The sequence below is a fragment of the Anabaena sp. FACHB-83 genome (genome assembly GCF_014697485.1).
GTDB lineage: Bacteria > Cyanobacteriota > Cyanobacteriia > Cyanobacteriales > Nostocaceae > Nostoc_B.
Map to the genome: position 1 here is coordinate 386,059 of NZ_JACJRY010000001.1, position 15,249 is coordinate 401,307.

The following is a 15,249-nucleotide window of genomic DNA, read 5'->3' on the forward strand; positions in this document are numbered from 1 at the left end:
AGTTAGGCAACAGTGCGTTTAGCTTTTTGAGTCACAGCAGTTCGCATAGTTTTGATGAGTTGCAATAAAACAACGGTAAAACCTAAATCTAAGAAGCAAGATAACAACAGCCACACAGGCAGAAATTTATCTTCAGGATGTTTATAAGCGTCAAAAACAATGCGATTGACTGCCCTTGAGCCTATCATAAAACCATAAAGGGGCGCTATTAACGATCGCACTTGTTCACCAGCACTGGTTAAATCGCCACCTTCTGGTTTAAATTTGTCCGCAAAGGTGGATAAAGTGTTATTTATACCCCAAAGACTGTAGATAGGAATTAGAAATCTAGCGATCGCACCCCCTGGGCTAATCGGATATTCTTGAAAGAGATTTTTTAAATCTGTATGGATACGATGTAGCCAAATCAAAAAAATAATAATTGAAGCGATACTCGTCAGCAACGCAACTATTGATACTACTCCATCTAAACTCGCCACTACTTGATAAACTGGCTGCGCGATGACAGCTAACAACGAGAACAACGTCGAAACAATCCCAACTCCCACCACTACCCACAGCACCCGCACCAAAAATTTGCCGATAGCCGCAGATTTCAAAGAACTAGCAGCATTGAAATTTGTCATAGCCTTTTTCCAATGGCATTATCGGCTAATATCTTAGTCTTGCTAGTTATTAGCAAAACTCAGTGCATTTACGTGAGACATCAAAGAGAGGATGATTCACTATGGTTCAAATACTGGTGCAGCTTCAATTTCTGGGGGTAGAGGAAATGAATTGACTAGTTGAGCGATCGCTTGAACTCTGGCAAAATTTGCTACCACCCCCTCATAATATTCATCCTTGATTGGCAAATCTAATAACAAAGCAGCTTGCTCAACATACTTATTGACATCTAATTCTTGATTTTGCATATTTTCTATTACTGCTCCGAAATCTTTTTTACTTTTGATTTATCATATTTGCGTAACCCGTCAAACGCCCCACCCACAAGGGGATGGGGCTTGTAACTGACCGAAAGAATCGGTCGAAACATCCGGCATATTGACTGATGCCTGCTCCTCTGTCCCTTGGGTAGAGGAGAGAATATAGTCATCCCTGACATTCTTAGCAGCATTCAGATCCGCGTGTGTCCGATGCCCACAGTTTTTGCAATGGAATTTGGACTTGTGGCGGTTTGTCCTGCGAATGTGCTTACAAATATTGCACTTCTGAGATGTGTAACGAGGATCTTGGTGAACTACTCGTTTACCCAATGCTTCTGCTTTGTAAGTCAGAAATTGTTCTTGTTGGTAAAAAGTCCAACTGCCCAACCATTTATTCATTTTCTTGCCCCGTCGCTGTGTGCGAATACTGGACAAGTCCTCTAGTACAAAAACCGCTATTCCTGGTTGATTGGCTAACTTTTTACTCACACAATGATTCGTATCCCGCATGAACCGCTTCTCACGTCCAGACATCGCTTTTAAACGACGTTTGGCACTACGAGTGCCTTTTTGCTGGAGTTGACGACGATTGTATAAGTAACGTCTTTGTACTTTTCTAATCTTAGAAGAACTGAAGAATTGACCATCGCTGGTAACAGCTTGGTGATACAAACCTCGGTCAATTCCTTGAATTTGTCCTTCTATATGTTGCGGATCTTCTATCTCAAAAACCAATCTCACCCAGAATTGCTTAGTGTTCTTGGTGTAAGTGACAGTTGCTCCACAAAAATCCCAAGTTTCAAACACTTCTTGAAAATATTTAGGAACATCAAGAATTAAAGCGACTCGCTTGCCAATACAACTAAGAGTTAATTGCTTCCCTCTTAGTGTCATTGTGCGCTTATCGTACCTTAGCCCTGATGTTGGTTTTTTCTTGGGAATGCTTTTAAATTTTGTGGCTTTGATTGCCTCAAGTGCGCTGTCTCGAACTGTTTGTAACAACGCAGAAGGCACACTTGGAAACTGAACCCTTAACAGGTGATACAGTTCCTTGTGTGCCTTATTTTTGTTATAGGTACTGTTAGCAAGAGCATAGTCAATATGTGCATTAAATATTTCTGCACACTGATTCATTAAAGGTAAAAACCTTTCTGACGGTAAATCAACTGGGATGCTAACAGTGCGTTTCATGCAGATTCTACTGGCTTGTAGTAAGCGATAATTACAGCTTCGTAAAGAGAGTTTTCTTGTTGATAAATTTCGGTATCAACCAACTCCCAATCAGCAATTTCTGAATTTAATGAACGAGTTTTTTGATGATGCTCCTTAAGGAATTTCAAACTATGCTCTGGCGAGTTCATCATCGGCATAGTTGGCAAAATATTTTCATCAGAAAATCCTGGTAAAGCTTGCAAAATACAAAGAGTTCTAGGTTTGTTTTCCGCGTAAAAATCTTTTAGAAACTGGTTCATTTTAGTCCACCTTGTTTGTACAATACCAACGACCTTTCTTTTGAAAGACTTTGAACTTTTGTCCATAGAGATGCCAAGCACATTCTCTTTGTGCCGCTTGCCAACTTTTCGCATTCAACGCAATTACTATTTCTTCTGGTTGCTCCTCTGGATCTCCTAAATAGTCTGAGTTAAATATGTTACCTCGTGCATCTGCCGCAACTCTCCTTCCATCTGAATGCTGCCAGATGTAATAACTAATTCCACCCACGACAGCAACTCCGATTAACACACAACCTACTCCCGCAGTTCCGGCACAAAAAGCAACAGGAGCGCAGTGAAGCGGTACATCGAAACTCAAAAACAGCGAGGTGATGCGTCTACCCAGAAGCATATTGCTAATTAAGGGGGTATCGTTAGCGAAGCGGTAGCGAGGAACGAGCGTCACCCCCTTAATTAGCCGCGCTTACATCCCCACCCACAAGGGGATAGGGTTTTACGCGCGATCAATAAAGTTTTGCTGATAATATTCACTGGAACCCACTAAATAAATCACATCCCCCGTATGCAGCATAAAGCGACAGTCATCAAGATGAGGTAATGTGAGTTCCGCTACTCGCCTTTGGGGGTTTTGTCCACCGTGTCTCCCTGAACCGCTATCTCCGACTACCAAAAACGAAAATTCAGGATTATCAGCTTGACCATCTTCTAGCATTAACTGAGTTTGGTCAATACCGCGCCGTTGAATTAACGCATCTTGCCAGCGAACACGCTGGTTCATCTTCTGAATTTTTTTGGCGATCGCTGGATCAGAAACAAGCTTCAAAACATTTTACTCCTACAAGACTGACGTACAAAGGATATTCGTTGAGATTGGGTGTAAGGGTGTCGAATTTGGGGAGTGTGGGGAGTGGGGAGTGTAGAGAGTGGGGAGTGTGGGGAGTGTGGGGGGAAAGATTTCTTCACCATCCTCCCACACCTCCCACACCTCCCACCCTTCCCACACCCCTGGATTTCTCTCTTGTGAGAAATCCAGGTTTAACTTCCCGTTTCTTCTTCGCTGGGTGGGGGATTTTTCAACTCAATGACTAGATTTGGCAGTCCCTCAAGTTTTTCTGCAGGTTCCACTACTTCTACTGCGGGGACAAACACCCGCAAACCTGCTGGAACACATTTGACTTCTATTGGTGTTGTACCAACTATCTCCCCATCTATGACAACTTTTTGTGGTGGTTCTGTGGTGATTTTAAATTGTTTGGCGCGGAGATAGCCAATATCATCTCGTTCAACTGCATTCCCCGAAGAAGCACTTTGAAATAAATGATATGTCGCAGCGATCGCCCCGGCTTTATTGACGGGAGCTACAATTGTGACATCGAGTAATCCATCATCATAAATAATTCCACCAGGCCCTTGTGCCAAAACTGATGTCGGCGGCGCAGCGTTAGCTACTGTTACGGCGGCGGCTGTGGTTTTAATGATTTTCTCGTCGGTTTCAATTTCGACATCAAAACTCTGTAATTCCCGTAATTGTTGGAGTCCCGCCAAGATGTAAGCAATAATTCCAAAGCGGTTTTTTGCTTCTCTGTTAGCTTTTTCTACCGTTTCCGCCTCAAAGCCCACACCAGCGAGTAAGATTAATGGGCGATCGTTGCAATAAGCTACATCTACATTGCGAGTTGCCCCTTGTAAAATTGTTTGACAAGCTGCATCAATGGTGTCGGGAATACCTAAAGCATTGGCAAAGGCGTTGGCGGTTCCCCGTGAAATAATGCCAAAGGGAATATTCGTATTAATGACTGCGGCTGCTGCTGCTGAAAGTGTACCATCACCACCAGAGGCGATAATTTCATCCACTCCGCGCTGAACTGCGTTATAAGCCAATTGATCAGCGTTGACTTCTTCAGTTGTGAAATGAATATCTAAATCAATAGTTGGTTCTAATAATGCGCGAATCTCAATCAGTTCTTGTTCTGGGTTGCCTTGACCCGCTACTGGATTGAAAATGAGGCAGGCGGAACGATTCATAAAAGTTAAATTTTAAGCAGCGATCGCTAACATACCAAAATATTCCTATCATTCCCAGATAATCTTGACTTCTCTCTGACGACAGGTTGACGAGATACCCGACTTCTTGAAGAAGTCGGGTATCTGACCACTTAATAATGCCATTATTCAGTATTTTGCTGAACTAGCTGATACATTAGTCACACCTAATTTTTCTTAAATGTCTTAACTGTCTCAATTTAATTTCTTAAATGTCTTAAATTTCCTTGAATGTTTTCGCAAATACATAGAGAATATATCAACGTAAAAACTAAAATTATCAAGCATAAAAACCCTAAATTAAATATAAATTAAAAATAAAATTTTCCATAAATATATTTATAAGGAGTCCGAAAAATGGATATCGATAACATAGGTCAAATTTCTAAAAGAGACTTAGAGATAATTCAACTGCATCAATTTCAACAACCTATTTATTGTTGTAATGTAACTGCGATCGCATACGCTTTGACGGCATTAGGATATTTAACAACTGTCGATGAAATTTTCTACGCCACCCAACTGCCTATCGCCTCAGTTTTAGATGATGGCATGACTTTAGCCGAAACTTACGACACCTGCAAAATCTATATAGAAAGAAAAGGATTACCTTTATCAATTCAGATGGATCATTTTGATAAGCCGAGTTTGACACTCGAAGCATTCATCCGCGAAGTTGAAACTGCTGTTTGTAATGAAAATGATGTCCATATTCTCAACTTTAATACTCGGATTGCTCATGAAAATCCCAGTTTAGAAGGTGGTCACTTCTCTTTACTAGCAGATTATGACCCCCAAACTCAAGAAGTCACCATTGCAGATACCAATCCCAAGCGATATACAAGGTTTTGGAAATGTCCAATTCAACGGATGTACACTGCTTGCGTAGATAAAGATTCCTCGTCAAATCGCTCTCGTGGAATGATTGTACTCCGCAGATTAGAACCAGCTAAAACAGGTAACGGCGCACTTCATCCAGCAGAACTAGCTTTAAATGCCCTCCATGCAGAAAATAGCTAATACCATTTTGGATTTTAGATTTTGGATTGGGTAAGGGTTGATCGGTAAGCTTTTGAGTCATCCATTTGTCGCATTCTTTTTTCAAATTGGTATAAGTTTTGTTAGTCAAGTCTCCTGAAAGTATCACCGAAACAGCACTTTAACTCCTTCATTTGTCTTGTGAAGGAGTTATTTTCTATCCATAGCAGGTGACAGGTTACAGATTCCAACTCCCTAACTTTGACACAAAGAGCGATCGCTCGATTCTAATTTTGTGTTAGTTTGCAAATAATCCTGCACCAGCGAGCAACCATAACTTAAGGCATTTAATTGGAGAATGCGCGGTAAATTCCATAAAATTAGCGTATTATCATCACCACCAGAAGCTAAAAAACTGCCATCGCGGCTGATGGCGATTTTGCGAATACCTGCGGTATGTCCTCTCAAAGTTGTGATTTCTGTACCATCCAATTGCCAAAGTTTAATTGTGGCATCAATACTCCCCGACGCTAAAATTTTGCTATCAGGAGTAAAGGCAACTCCCCAAATTGCTGCTGTGTGACCTGTGAATGTTTGCAGTAACTTACCGTCAATTGTCCACAATTTCACAGTATTATCACCACTACCAGTTGCCACCATTTTACCGTCGGGACTAAAAGCAGCGTGCCAAACTGAGGCTGTATGTCCGACTAAGGTTGTGCGTAATTTGCCATCTAATGTCCATAATTTAGCAGTACCATCACCACTAACAGACACCACCATTTTACCGTCGGGACTAAAGGCGACTTGCCAAACTTCTGCTTGATGTCCTTTGAGAATCTGCGGTTGAGGCTGATTACGATGCCATATTTGGGCTATTTTATCAACATTTGACATAGCGATCGCTTGACCGTCGGGACTCAACATAGCTGATAAAAGTTTACCGAGAGGGTCTTGATAAGTGGCAATTAACTTGCCGTCTTGTTGTTGGAGTTTGATTTTATCGTTATAGGTACGCAGGGCAATTAACTTACCATCATGACTAAAGGAAATATCAAAAATTGCCCCTCTAGACTCGGTAAAAGTTTGCAGCAATTTACCTTGGCGACTCCACAGTTTAGCGGTGTTTTCGTGACCAGTCGTCCCAATGATAGTACTATCTGAAGTGATATTTAATGACCAAATTCCCGATTTATGGGCAATGACTGACTTTTGAAAAGGGTTTTCACTCTGCCAAAGTCTGACAACATTTTCTGCACCCGCCGAAGCAATAAAACTACCATCAGGACTAAAACTTACTCCCCAAACAGAAGCGATGTGACCTTTAAGGGTGCGGAGTTCTGTACCATCAATACTCCAAAGTTTCATTGTTTTGTCGAGACTAGCAGAAGCAATAGTCTGACCATCAGGACTAAATGCTACTCCCCAAACACCTGCACTATGACCTTGCAGCGTTTTATCCAAACGATAGGTATGATCTTCACGGTTGCGTCGCCACAGTTTGACTGTTTTATCTTCACTAGCAGAAGCAATCATTTGACTGTCAGGACTGAAAGCTACAGCAATTACCCAAGTACTATGACCTTTGAGAGTTTGCAACAGTTTGGCGTTTTGCCAGTCTGCACCTTCTCGTTTCCAAATTTTGACGATCCCATCTATGCTGCTGGCTGCTACAAGTTGACCATCGGGACTAAAGGCGACTCCCCAAAACCCGACTCGTTCACCAGAAAAAGTTTTGAGTAAGGTACCATCTCGCTTCCAGAGTTTCATGGTTCTGTCAAAACTAGCAGAAGCAATAATCTGACCATCGGGACTAAAGGCGACTCCCCAAATGGAAGCATTATGACCTTTGAGTGTTTTTAATAAAATGCCTGCTGTTGTCCACAGTTTGACAGTACCATCTTCACTCGCCGAGGCCAGTATCTGACCATCAGGACTAAATTTGACGCATCTCACTGTGGCTGTGTGTCCTGTGAGGGTGGCGACTGCTTGACCATCACGCCGCCAAAGTTTAACGGTTTTATCGACGCTGGCTGAGGCGATGAAAGAACTATTAGGACTGACATCGACGGCTAAAACTGCTGCTGTATGACCCCAAAAACGATTGTATTCATCCGCACCATACACCGCTTGTTCTAATACAGCGTCAACTTGTTGCCCAATTTTGGGGTTGTTGGAACTGAGTTTACCTAATTTTTGTTTGGCTTTGATGGCTGCTATCAGTGCATCCAAGCGGCGATTTGAGGCAAACATTCCCTCGGAAGCCGAGATTAAAGCTTGCAGTTCGCTATTTTTGGCTTGCATTTCACTTTGTTTAGCCTGACGGTACAAAATAAAAGTGCCTATACCCAAGCTAGTAGAGACAAATAAACCAATACAGACTGCAATTAGTAAGTATCTCTGTAATAAAGCTGTTTTCTTTTCCTGCACCAACCTTGCTTCTATTTCCTTCACCCGTGCCGCTTCTAAGGCGGTTTGTACCTCACGCCGTTCACATTCTTGACTGGCTACAAAAAATTGATAGTCCAAATCGCTCAAACTTTTGCCTTGCGCCCAATTTTGAGCGTCTTTGAGTGCTTGTCCCCGCAATAACCGCGACTCATCTTGATAACCCGATAGCACCCAAGCATTAAAAATTTGCGAGTAAGGCCGCAAATTATCTAACTGTCGCGTTACCCATTGCTGATTAAACACAGCGTGATAAATCGGGTTTTTAATTTTGAGATGGCCATCTTGTCGTTTGACTAAACCAGATAGTAATAATTCTGTTTGTTCGCGGCTATCATTCAACGCTACTGGAGAGTTAACTAGTTCTTCGGCTTGCAATACTTGTTGATAAAGACCTAACAACCGTGCCGCTTTTTGTTCATCAAACAACAGGCGATCGCGGATTGTGCGAAGATGTTCTGGTTCGTCTTTTGATTCCCAATGTTGAATAATCTGCTTTTGAACGAGTTGTTCTACCCAATACCCTTCTGTACCTTGAGGTAAGTCAATTTTGCCATTGGCAGTTTCCGAGGCAATTTGCACCACTAACTGACAGAGTTTTTGAGTTAAAAACGGTTGTCCACTCGTCCATTCCAGAATTTTTTGTAAAACCATTAACGGTTGACTAACTACACCTTCTAATCCTGGCAATAACGGTGTAGCTTCTTTGAAGGTAAAACCATCTAATTCAATGGCTTGCCCGATATTAAACGGTGTCCGACGCTTATCGGTAATTAAGTCCGCCGGACTAGCCACCCCAAACAACGCAAAACCTAAACGTTGATATTTGCGATCGTGCGATCGTTGATTATAACAATGACGAATCCAAGCAAAAAAATCATTTACTGAAAAACTTAAACTTAATAAACTATCAATTTCATCAATAAAAATCAAAATCGATTGATTTTCTGGAGTAGATAGTAATACTTCCTCGATGAATTGATGCAGCTTTTTAACTGGTGAAAGACCACTTTGTGTTTCCCACCAAGTTTTAAAATTCAATCTATCTTGGTAATTTAAGTTATAAAAAAGACTTAGAACAATTCCTTTATACCATTGTGCTGCTGTTGTATCTTCACTGCCCAAGCGCGTTACATCCAAGTAAACACAACTGTAACCTTCTTGTGTAAGATGATAACTTGTACGATGTAATAAAGATGATTTTCCCATTTGGCGGGAATTTAACACATAACAGAAGTTACCAGCTTTTAAGCTGCTATAAAGCTGTTCATCTGCTTTCCGAATCACATAGCTTGGATCATCACTAGGGAGACTACCACCAACTTGGTATTTCATATTACAGCAAGCATCTTCACCCGAAGACCGAGATTGACTTTAATAATTAAATTAATATCTGTAATAATAATTCTTTGATTGAATATATATTACTATAATTTGGTATTTTTTTGTGCAGAATTGAGTTATATTTACAATTTTAATATTCTTTAATTCCCTTAACTGTCTTAAATGTCTTAACTGTCTAATATGCTTTTAATTGATGTTCTTAAATGTCTTAACTGTCCTGAAATACTGTTACTAAAAATAAACTCAAAGACAGGATATTTTTCCCAAATCAAATATTAATCATACATAACTTACAGCACCGTTGAAGTAAGTGAGGTACACCATGAGTAATAAGTAGTGAGTAATGAGTAATGAGTAAGTGTAAAGGCGTAAAAAAAACTGAAGAGAATAGTAGGTTGGGTGTAGCGATAGCGTAACCCAACAAAGTATGCGTGAATTTTGGCTTCCGTTACTCCACCAGTCTAAGTTTTTGCCTTAACTGAACTGTATTGCCTCATAAACATCAAATTTGCTGTAATGCGATTCAGTTAAGTATTTCTCTCCTCTCTTTGCGCTTTCTGTTTTTGGATTTGTTCGTTAATAAAATAATATTCTCGCCCTAAGTGATACTATTTCACTTTAAAAATGATACAGATATGCAAGCAGCACCTCGACTTCTCCTGACGGAGACGCTGCGCGAACGCTCGGCGAACAGAAGCATAGATACAAAGGAAGTAATTTGTATCAGTAATTTCGTGAATTGGTATGAATCATGTTGCCACATAACAAAAAATAGAAAGCACTTGAGAATAAATTAGGGGTGCTAACAACTGCACCCCTACCAATCAACTATTTATTTTTGCAACTGACATGGGCATAATCCATAATGGATAATCCGTGTTGAATGATGAAATTACGAATTATCCATCATAAATTATCTTCTTCTGACCTTAGCAGGTCTGCGGTCTAGCAAATGCACAGCTGCACCAGCTGCTGCACCATTAAGACCATTTTTCAACGTATTTCGACAACCACCAGTAACGGCACCAGCTACTACACCAGCGCCTGCGCCTACACCAACATCTCGAACGATGTTACGTCCGTTAACTCTTCTGTCACTTCTGGTTCTCAGACCGTTGGCACCATTAACAGCTGCACCAGCCGCAGCACCTGTCAAGGCATTATTTAAGAAAGAACCACAACCTGTTAAGGCTCCGGTTACGGCACTTGCACCAGCACCAATTGCAGCATTATTTAAGACTCTATCATCAGCACTAGCAGATTGAGTGGGAATTAAACTCACACTGGTTAAACTAACCGCCATCAAACTAGGTAAGAATGCACGTTTTAGGATGTTTTGCATGGGTAGTACCCTCTTAAAAAATCAAACGATTGGCGAACAACTAAAATATTAAGTGCGATCGCTAACCCTTTTTTATTCTAGACAACAGCCATATTATCTTTGTTCAAGACATTATTGATAATCACATACACACAAATATCATGACATCTACTAAAAGTTAGGAATTGCAACTTTCAAATCAGGCAGCCAAATAGTGTCATGCAGGCGCGATTTTGGTTTACACAGTTCGGTTTTCACAACTGTTTTACTTGGGGAAAAATCGGTTGTCTGGCGGTAGTGGACAATAAATAAACTGCCACATTGACAGCAAGAAATAAATATGTATGGCAAATTTTCTGACTAAATTTCCGGGATTTCTAATTAAAAAATATCCCATGATTTAGGGACAAGGGAGACAAGGTGGACAAGGGAGTTAGGAGTCTTGTTGAGTAAACAAATTGGACAAACATCTAGGACTCATATTTGATTTGGAAAAAAGTTAGTGGACTGACACAGCTAAATTTGGGCAATAACCAAAATTCTATCCGCGTCCATCTGCGTTTATCTGCGGTTAATTTTATCCAAACTCTGTTGCATTATCTTAGCCGTGTCATTCCGCTACTCTCTTTTTCCTGTTCCCTTGAATAGTTCAATTTATTTGTCAACGACCTAGTTATATAGCTTGAATCCATTCTGTGATAGAGTATTCCGTCCAAATACCGTTTTGCCAATAAGGGTCATTTTCAATTAATTGGCGGACAGTGGCTTCGTCTTCAGCTTCATAAATGCCAAAAACCTTGGTGATATCTTTGGTGGGGCCGATGGTAATTAACACACCAGATTCTTTTTGCTTGGCTAAACCATCTAAATGTGCTTGACGGTAAGGAGCGCGTTTTTCTAAAACGTCGTCGCAGTAAGTTCCCCAGAGTACATATTTGGGCATAGTTAATCAATTAAAAATCCAAATTTCACAATGAATATTAAGCTAAAACGGGTCAAAATTACAGGACTTACGCACAAAGATTATCTGTAGAGATTGGGTGAAAGGGTGAAAGGGTTTGGGGTGTAATGATTTTGAATCAGTACACCCTTATACCCCTGAACCCTCGCCAAAACCCAAATACTTGTCAAGGTTGTCATTGGTCATTGGTCATTTGTATTGATAAAGGACGAATGACCTAAATGAGTGATGAGTCAATTTATGACTATTGGTGTCAACTTAAGCTAGAAAGCTTAATGCTTGGCTTCGTCACCCGCCTCGAACTCAAGTTCAAGGCTAATAGCTCAAGTCTACTCAAGTAGACTACAAAATTTTGGGTATATTTTAGTCATCTTTAGATGACTTTTGCTATGAGCAAGGAACTTTAGTTCCTTGCGGGATATGAATTCTGTTGTTTACTTGACTCATCACTACTAAATTATTAGCTTCTGAGGTTAACGCCGAATTTTTCTACCAAGGCTTCCCGAACTTTGTTGTGTACAGGTTCGACTTCGGCATCGGTGAGAGTACGATCGCTTGCCCGGTATACTAGACGAAACGCTAAACTGCGTTGTCCTTGGGGGACGTTTTCGCCGCGATATTCATCGAAGATTTCCACAGATTCCAGTAAACCTTTACCAGCTTTGTTAATCGCTTTTTCTAGTTCTCCTACGGAAATTTTCACCGGGGCGAAAAAGGCGATGTCGCGATCGCTGGCTGGGTATGTAGAATAAGACTTGAATGTGGGAATCAAAATCTCATCTTGATCTAAGGCATCCAACAGCACATCTAAATCTAACTGAAATAGATATACAGAATCGGGTAAATCTTTTTCTCGCCGCAGTTGGGGATGCAGTTGACCAAATACACCCAGGCGGTTTCCACCTATCCACAAAGAAGCGGTGCGTCCGGGATGTAAACGCTCATCACGACAATCTGGTTGATATTCTACTTGGATACCCAATTGTTGAAAGACGCTTTCGAGAATGCCTTTGGCTTCAAACCAAGTTATTGGCTGTTCGCGTCCACCTTTTGACCATTTGCCGAGGCTGCTGTCTCCTCCTAAGATACCAGCGATCGCATCAGCTTCGTGCAGACCGTCTTCTTCTTGTTGGAAAATTCGCCCAATTTCAAAACCGTTGAGAGAACCGTTACCTTGTTCTAAATTGTATTGAAAAGCATCAATCAATCCAGCCATTAAATCAGTACGTAACGCCGAATATTCGGTAAACAAGGGGTTACTTAAAACTATCTGGCGGTCTTCCCCTGGTTTAACCAAGGAATACTGCACTAATTCCGTCAACCCTTCCGCCCGTAAAGTCGCCCGCAATTTCCGCAACAACTCCTGGTCGATGGGTAAATAGCCAGCTTGGGCTTTTTCCGGCAAGGTGTCGCAGAAATTATCATAGCCGTAGAGCCGAGCAATTTCTTCAATTAAATCAATTTCCCGTTCTAAGTCACGGTAACGATAAGGCGGAACCGCCACATTCCAACTACGTTCATCTGTTGGTGTCAGCTGACATCCCAGGGCGGTTAAAATCCTGACAACATCGCTTGCTTGTAATTCCCCTGTGTCTTCGCCTAAATCAGTAGGCCCTAGTATTTCATTCACTCTATCTAAACGCAGAGAAATCGAACGACTCCAGGTCGCAGGGTCGGGACGAGTATCAACAACTTCTTGATGTACAATGACACCGCCAGCCAATTCATTAATTAAAGCTAAAGCACGACGACAGGCGACTTCCAATTCTGCTCGGTTCACACCCCGTTCGTATCTCCCAGATGCTTCACTGCGTAACCCCACCCCACGAGAGGAACGGCGAATAGCCACGGAGTCAAACAAAGCCGCTTCTAAAACTAAATTTTGCGAACCTTCATCAACTTCCGTTTCTTCTCCACCCATCACTCCCGCTAAAGCCACAGGTTTATCGTTAGCGGTGATTAACAAATTTTGGGTTGCGAGGTTGCGAGTTTGCCCATCCAAGGTTTTCAGCGATTCTCCTTGATTGGCAAAACGTACACCAATAGTTAAATTGCCATTACCAGCAACAGCTTGTAAACGGTCTTGGTCAAAGGCGTGGAGTGGTTGTCCCCATTCCAACAACACATAGTTAGTAATATCAACAACATTACTAATGGGACGCACACCCGCAGCCCGCAAGCGTTGTTGCAACCAGTCCGGTGACGGGGCGATTTTTACTTGTTCAATGACTGTACCAATGTAAGCTGGGCAAGCTTGGGTATCAGCAATTTTTAAACCTAACTTGCCTGGATTTTGAGTGATTTTGACTTCCCCAGGTTCAGGAATACTCAGTTTACCACCAGTTAAAGCAGCAACTTCTCGCGCTATGCCTACCATACTTAAAGCATCAGCACGGTTAGCAGTAGCAGTCACATCTAGAATCACATCATCTAAACCCAGCAACGGCCGGACATCACTACCCACCGAGAGATTTTCCCCAGTGAAAATGTGAATCCCATCAACATCACTCGGCAAACCCAGTTCTTTTAAAGAACAAATCATACCGTGAGATGGAACACCACGCAGTTTTGCAGGTTTAATTTTTAAATCGATGTTTGGTAAATAAGTGCCAACGGTGGCGACTGGGACATAAATATCAGCCCGGACATTGGCTGCACCGCAAACAATATTTAAAGTTTCAGCCGCACCCACATCTACTTGACAAACACTTAATTTATCAGCGTTGGGGTGGGGTTGACGTTCCAGCACTTTCCCCAAAACCACACCATCTGCCCAAGTGCGGCGGTCTTCAATATCTTCTACCTCAAACCCAGCCATTGTCAGGGTATGAGCTAATTCTTCTGGGCTTAATTTAATTTCTACTAGTTCCCGCAGCCAGTTTAAAGAGATTCGCATAAATGACGTAAAATCAACAATTTCAGCCTATTTTTACTTAAAAATGCTCACCTAATGCTCAAAAGCATAAGTTTCGGTGTTTGAGCGCATACTTTGAGCATTACTTTAAACTCAGTGGAGATGCTCGATTAATGCTCATTCTTCATTCTAATTGTTTCTGTTTATCTAATTTTTCCTGGATTGCGTCTCTGCAAAATTGTGCGGGGTCGTCTTGTGCCTTCACCGCTTCCTTCATCAACTCAGTACATCTAAAACTAATAGATGTGGTCATCGGTTCTTCACCCTTGGGTTGTGATGGTTGTAAGTTTTCGGGTGTTCCTCTAGGGTTCGGCATTGTTGAGAAGTGTAAATTAAGCTTGAATCAGACGTACACGTCTGACTAGACTGTTGAAATCAGTGGTTACATGAGCCTGAGAAACTTGTTAACCACTGATACCACTCGTAAAAATGGCAATATCTATTTTATGTTGTTTACTCGCACAGAATTAGAAGTTCTCACAGTTCAGCAACTCAAAACTTTATGCTGGCGATATGGTCTCAGACCTCTAGCCAGTGGAGCATACAAAGACAATTACATTAGTGCTTTAATGGCATTTCCGTTATTAGCGATACAACAAATGGACGATAGCGAAGGCTTAAAGCTACCTACATTTGAAATGTTGCAACATCTCGGCACTATCCTAGACCAAATGGGACAACCCTCAGACCACCAAGCCGCACTCATTAAGGCTTCGCTGGAGGGTAAGTATATGAATCCTCCGCAAAGGTGGTATCAGGAAAAGTTACTCAATCGATATCATGCAAAACACAACATTGAGCAAGCAATTACCCTACTAAGCATTCAGTAGCGATAATTCAAATCTTTTACACCAGAGTAC

General features: G+C 41.5%; 13 protein-coding genes and 1 pseudogene. 2 read left to right on the top strand and 12 right to left on the bottom strand.

Annotated features, from left to right (window positions below; translation table 11 throughout):
• Window positions 1–2: 2 nt before the first annotated feature.
• The 7 genes and pseudogenes from H6G79_RS01580 to H6G79_RS01610 form a co-directional block, all read right to left on the bottom strand.
• A complete protein-coding gene (locus H6G79_RS01580) occupies window positions 3–626 on the bottom strand; it encodes a DUF4328 domain-containing protein (protein WP_190588085.1) in 624 nt (207 codons plus the stop codon).
• Between the two features lie 99 nt (window positions 627–725).
• On the bottom strand, window positions 726–914 hold the full coding sequence (locus H6G79_RS01585; protein WP_190588086.1) for a DUF4089 domain-containing protein: 189 nt from the start codon (window positions 912–914) through the stop codon (window positions 726–728).
• Between the two features lie 60 nt (window positions 915–974).
• Entirely contained in the window at window positions 975–2,117 is a 1,143-nt protein-coding gene (locus tag H6G79_RS01590; RefSeq protein WP_190588087.1) for an RNA-guided endonuclease TnpB family protein, read from the bottom strand.
• Window positions 2,114–2,398 (bottom strand): hypothetical protein, encoded by a 285-nt coding sequence (locus tag H6G79_RS01595; protein WP_190588088.1) that lies wholly within the window; start codon window positions 2,396–2,398, stop codon window positions 2,114–2,116. Before H6G79_RS01595 ends, H6G79_RS01590 begins: the two co-directional genes overlap by 4 nt.
• A gap of 1 nt (window position 2,399) precedes the next feature.
• Complete coding sequence (locus H6G79_RS01600; RefSeq protein ID WP_190588089.1) at window positions 2,400–2,825, bottom strand: hypothetical protein; 426 nt, start codon at window positions 2,823–2,825, stop codon at window positions 2,400–2,402.
• A gap of 60 nt (window positions 2,826–2,885) precedes the next feature.
• Window positions 2,886–3,203 (bottom strand): annotated as a pseudogene (locus H6G79_RS01605) (metallophosphoesterase); the annotation flags it as partial.
• A 212-nt stretch (window positions 3,204–3,415) separates the two neighbouring features.
• On the bottom strand, window positions 3,416–4,405 hold the full coding sequence (locus H6G79_RS01610; protein WP_190588090.1) for a YegS/Rv2252/BmrU family lipid kinase: 990 nt from the start codon (window positions 4,403–4,405) through the stop codon (window positions 3,416–3,418).
• 375 nt (window positions 4,406–4,780) lie between these two features.
• On the opposite strand from H6G79_RS01610, the gene H6G79_RS01615 reads away from it, so the two are divergent.
• Window positions 4,781–5,443, top strand: a complete 663-nt coding sequence (locus H6G79_RS01615) for a phytochelatin synthase family protein (protein ID WP_190588091.1) — start codon at window positions 4,781–4,783, stop codon at window positions 5,441–5,443.
• Between the two features lie 213 nt (window positions 5,444–5,656).
• Here the strand turns inward: H6G79_RS01615 and H6G79_RS01620 are convergent, their stop codons facing one another.
• From H6G79_RS01620 to H6G79_RS01640, 5 genes are all read right to left on the bottom strand, one after another.
• Window positions 5,657–9,184 (bottom strand): AAA-like domain-containing protein, encoded by a 3,528-nt coding sequence (locus H6G79_RS01620; RefSeq protein WP_190588092.1) that lies wholly within the window; start codon window positions 9,182–9,184, stop codon window positions 5,657–5,659.
• 922 nt (window positions 9,185–10,106) lie between these two features.
• A complete protein-coding gene (locus H6G79_RS01625) occupies window positions 10,107–10,535 on the bottom strand; it encodes a hypothetical protein (RefSeq protein WP_190588093.1) in 429 nt (142 codons plus the stop codon).
• Between the two features lie 652 nt (window positions 10,536–11,187).
• A complete protein-coding gene (locus H6G79_RS01630) occupies window positions 11,188–11,457 on the bottom strand; it encodes a YciI family protein (RefSeq protein ID WP_190588094.1) in 270 nt (89 codons plus the stop codon).
• A gap of 478 nt (window positions 11,458–11,935) precedes the next feature.
• Window positions 11,936–14,371 (bottom strand): phenylalanine--tRNA ligase subunit beta, encoded by a 2,436-nt coding sequence (gene pheT, locus H6G79_RS01635; RefSeq protein WP_190588095.1) that lies wholly within the window; start codon window positions 14,369–14,371, stop codon window positions 11,936–11,938.
• 142 nt (window positions 14,372–14,513) lie between these two features.
• A complete protein-coding gene (locus tag H6G79_RS01640; protein WP_190588096.1) occupies window positions 14,514–14,705 on the bottom strand; it encodes a hypothetical protein in 192 nt (63 codons plus the stop codon).
• Window positions 14,706–14,775: 70 nt separating this feature from the next.
• Between H6G79_RS01640 and H6G79_RS01645 the strand changes: the two genes are divergently transcribed.
• Entirely contained in the window at window positions 14,776–15,219 is a 444-nt protein-coding gene (locus tag H6G79_RS01645) for a hypothetical protein (protein ID WP_242048161.1), read from the top strand.
• Window positions 15,220–15,249: the final 30 nt, after the last annotated feature.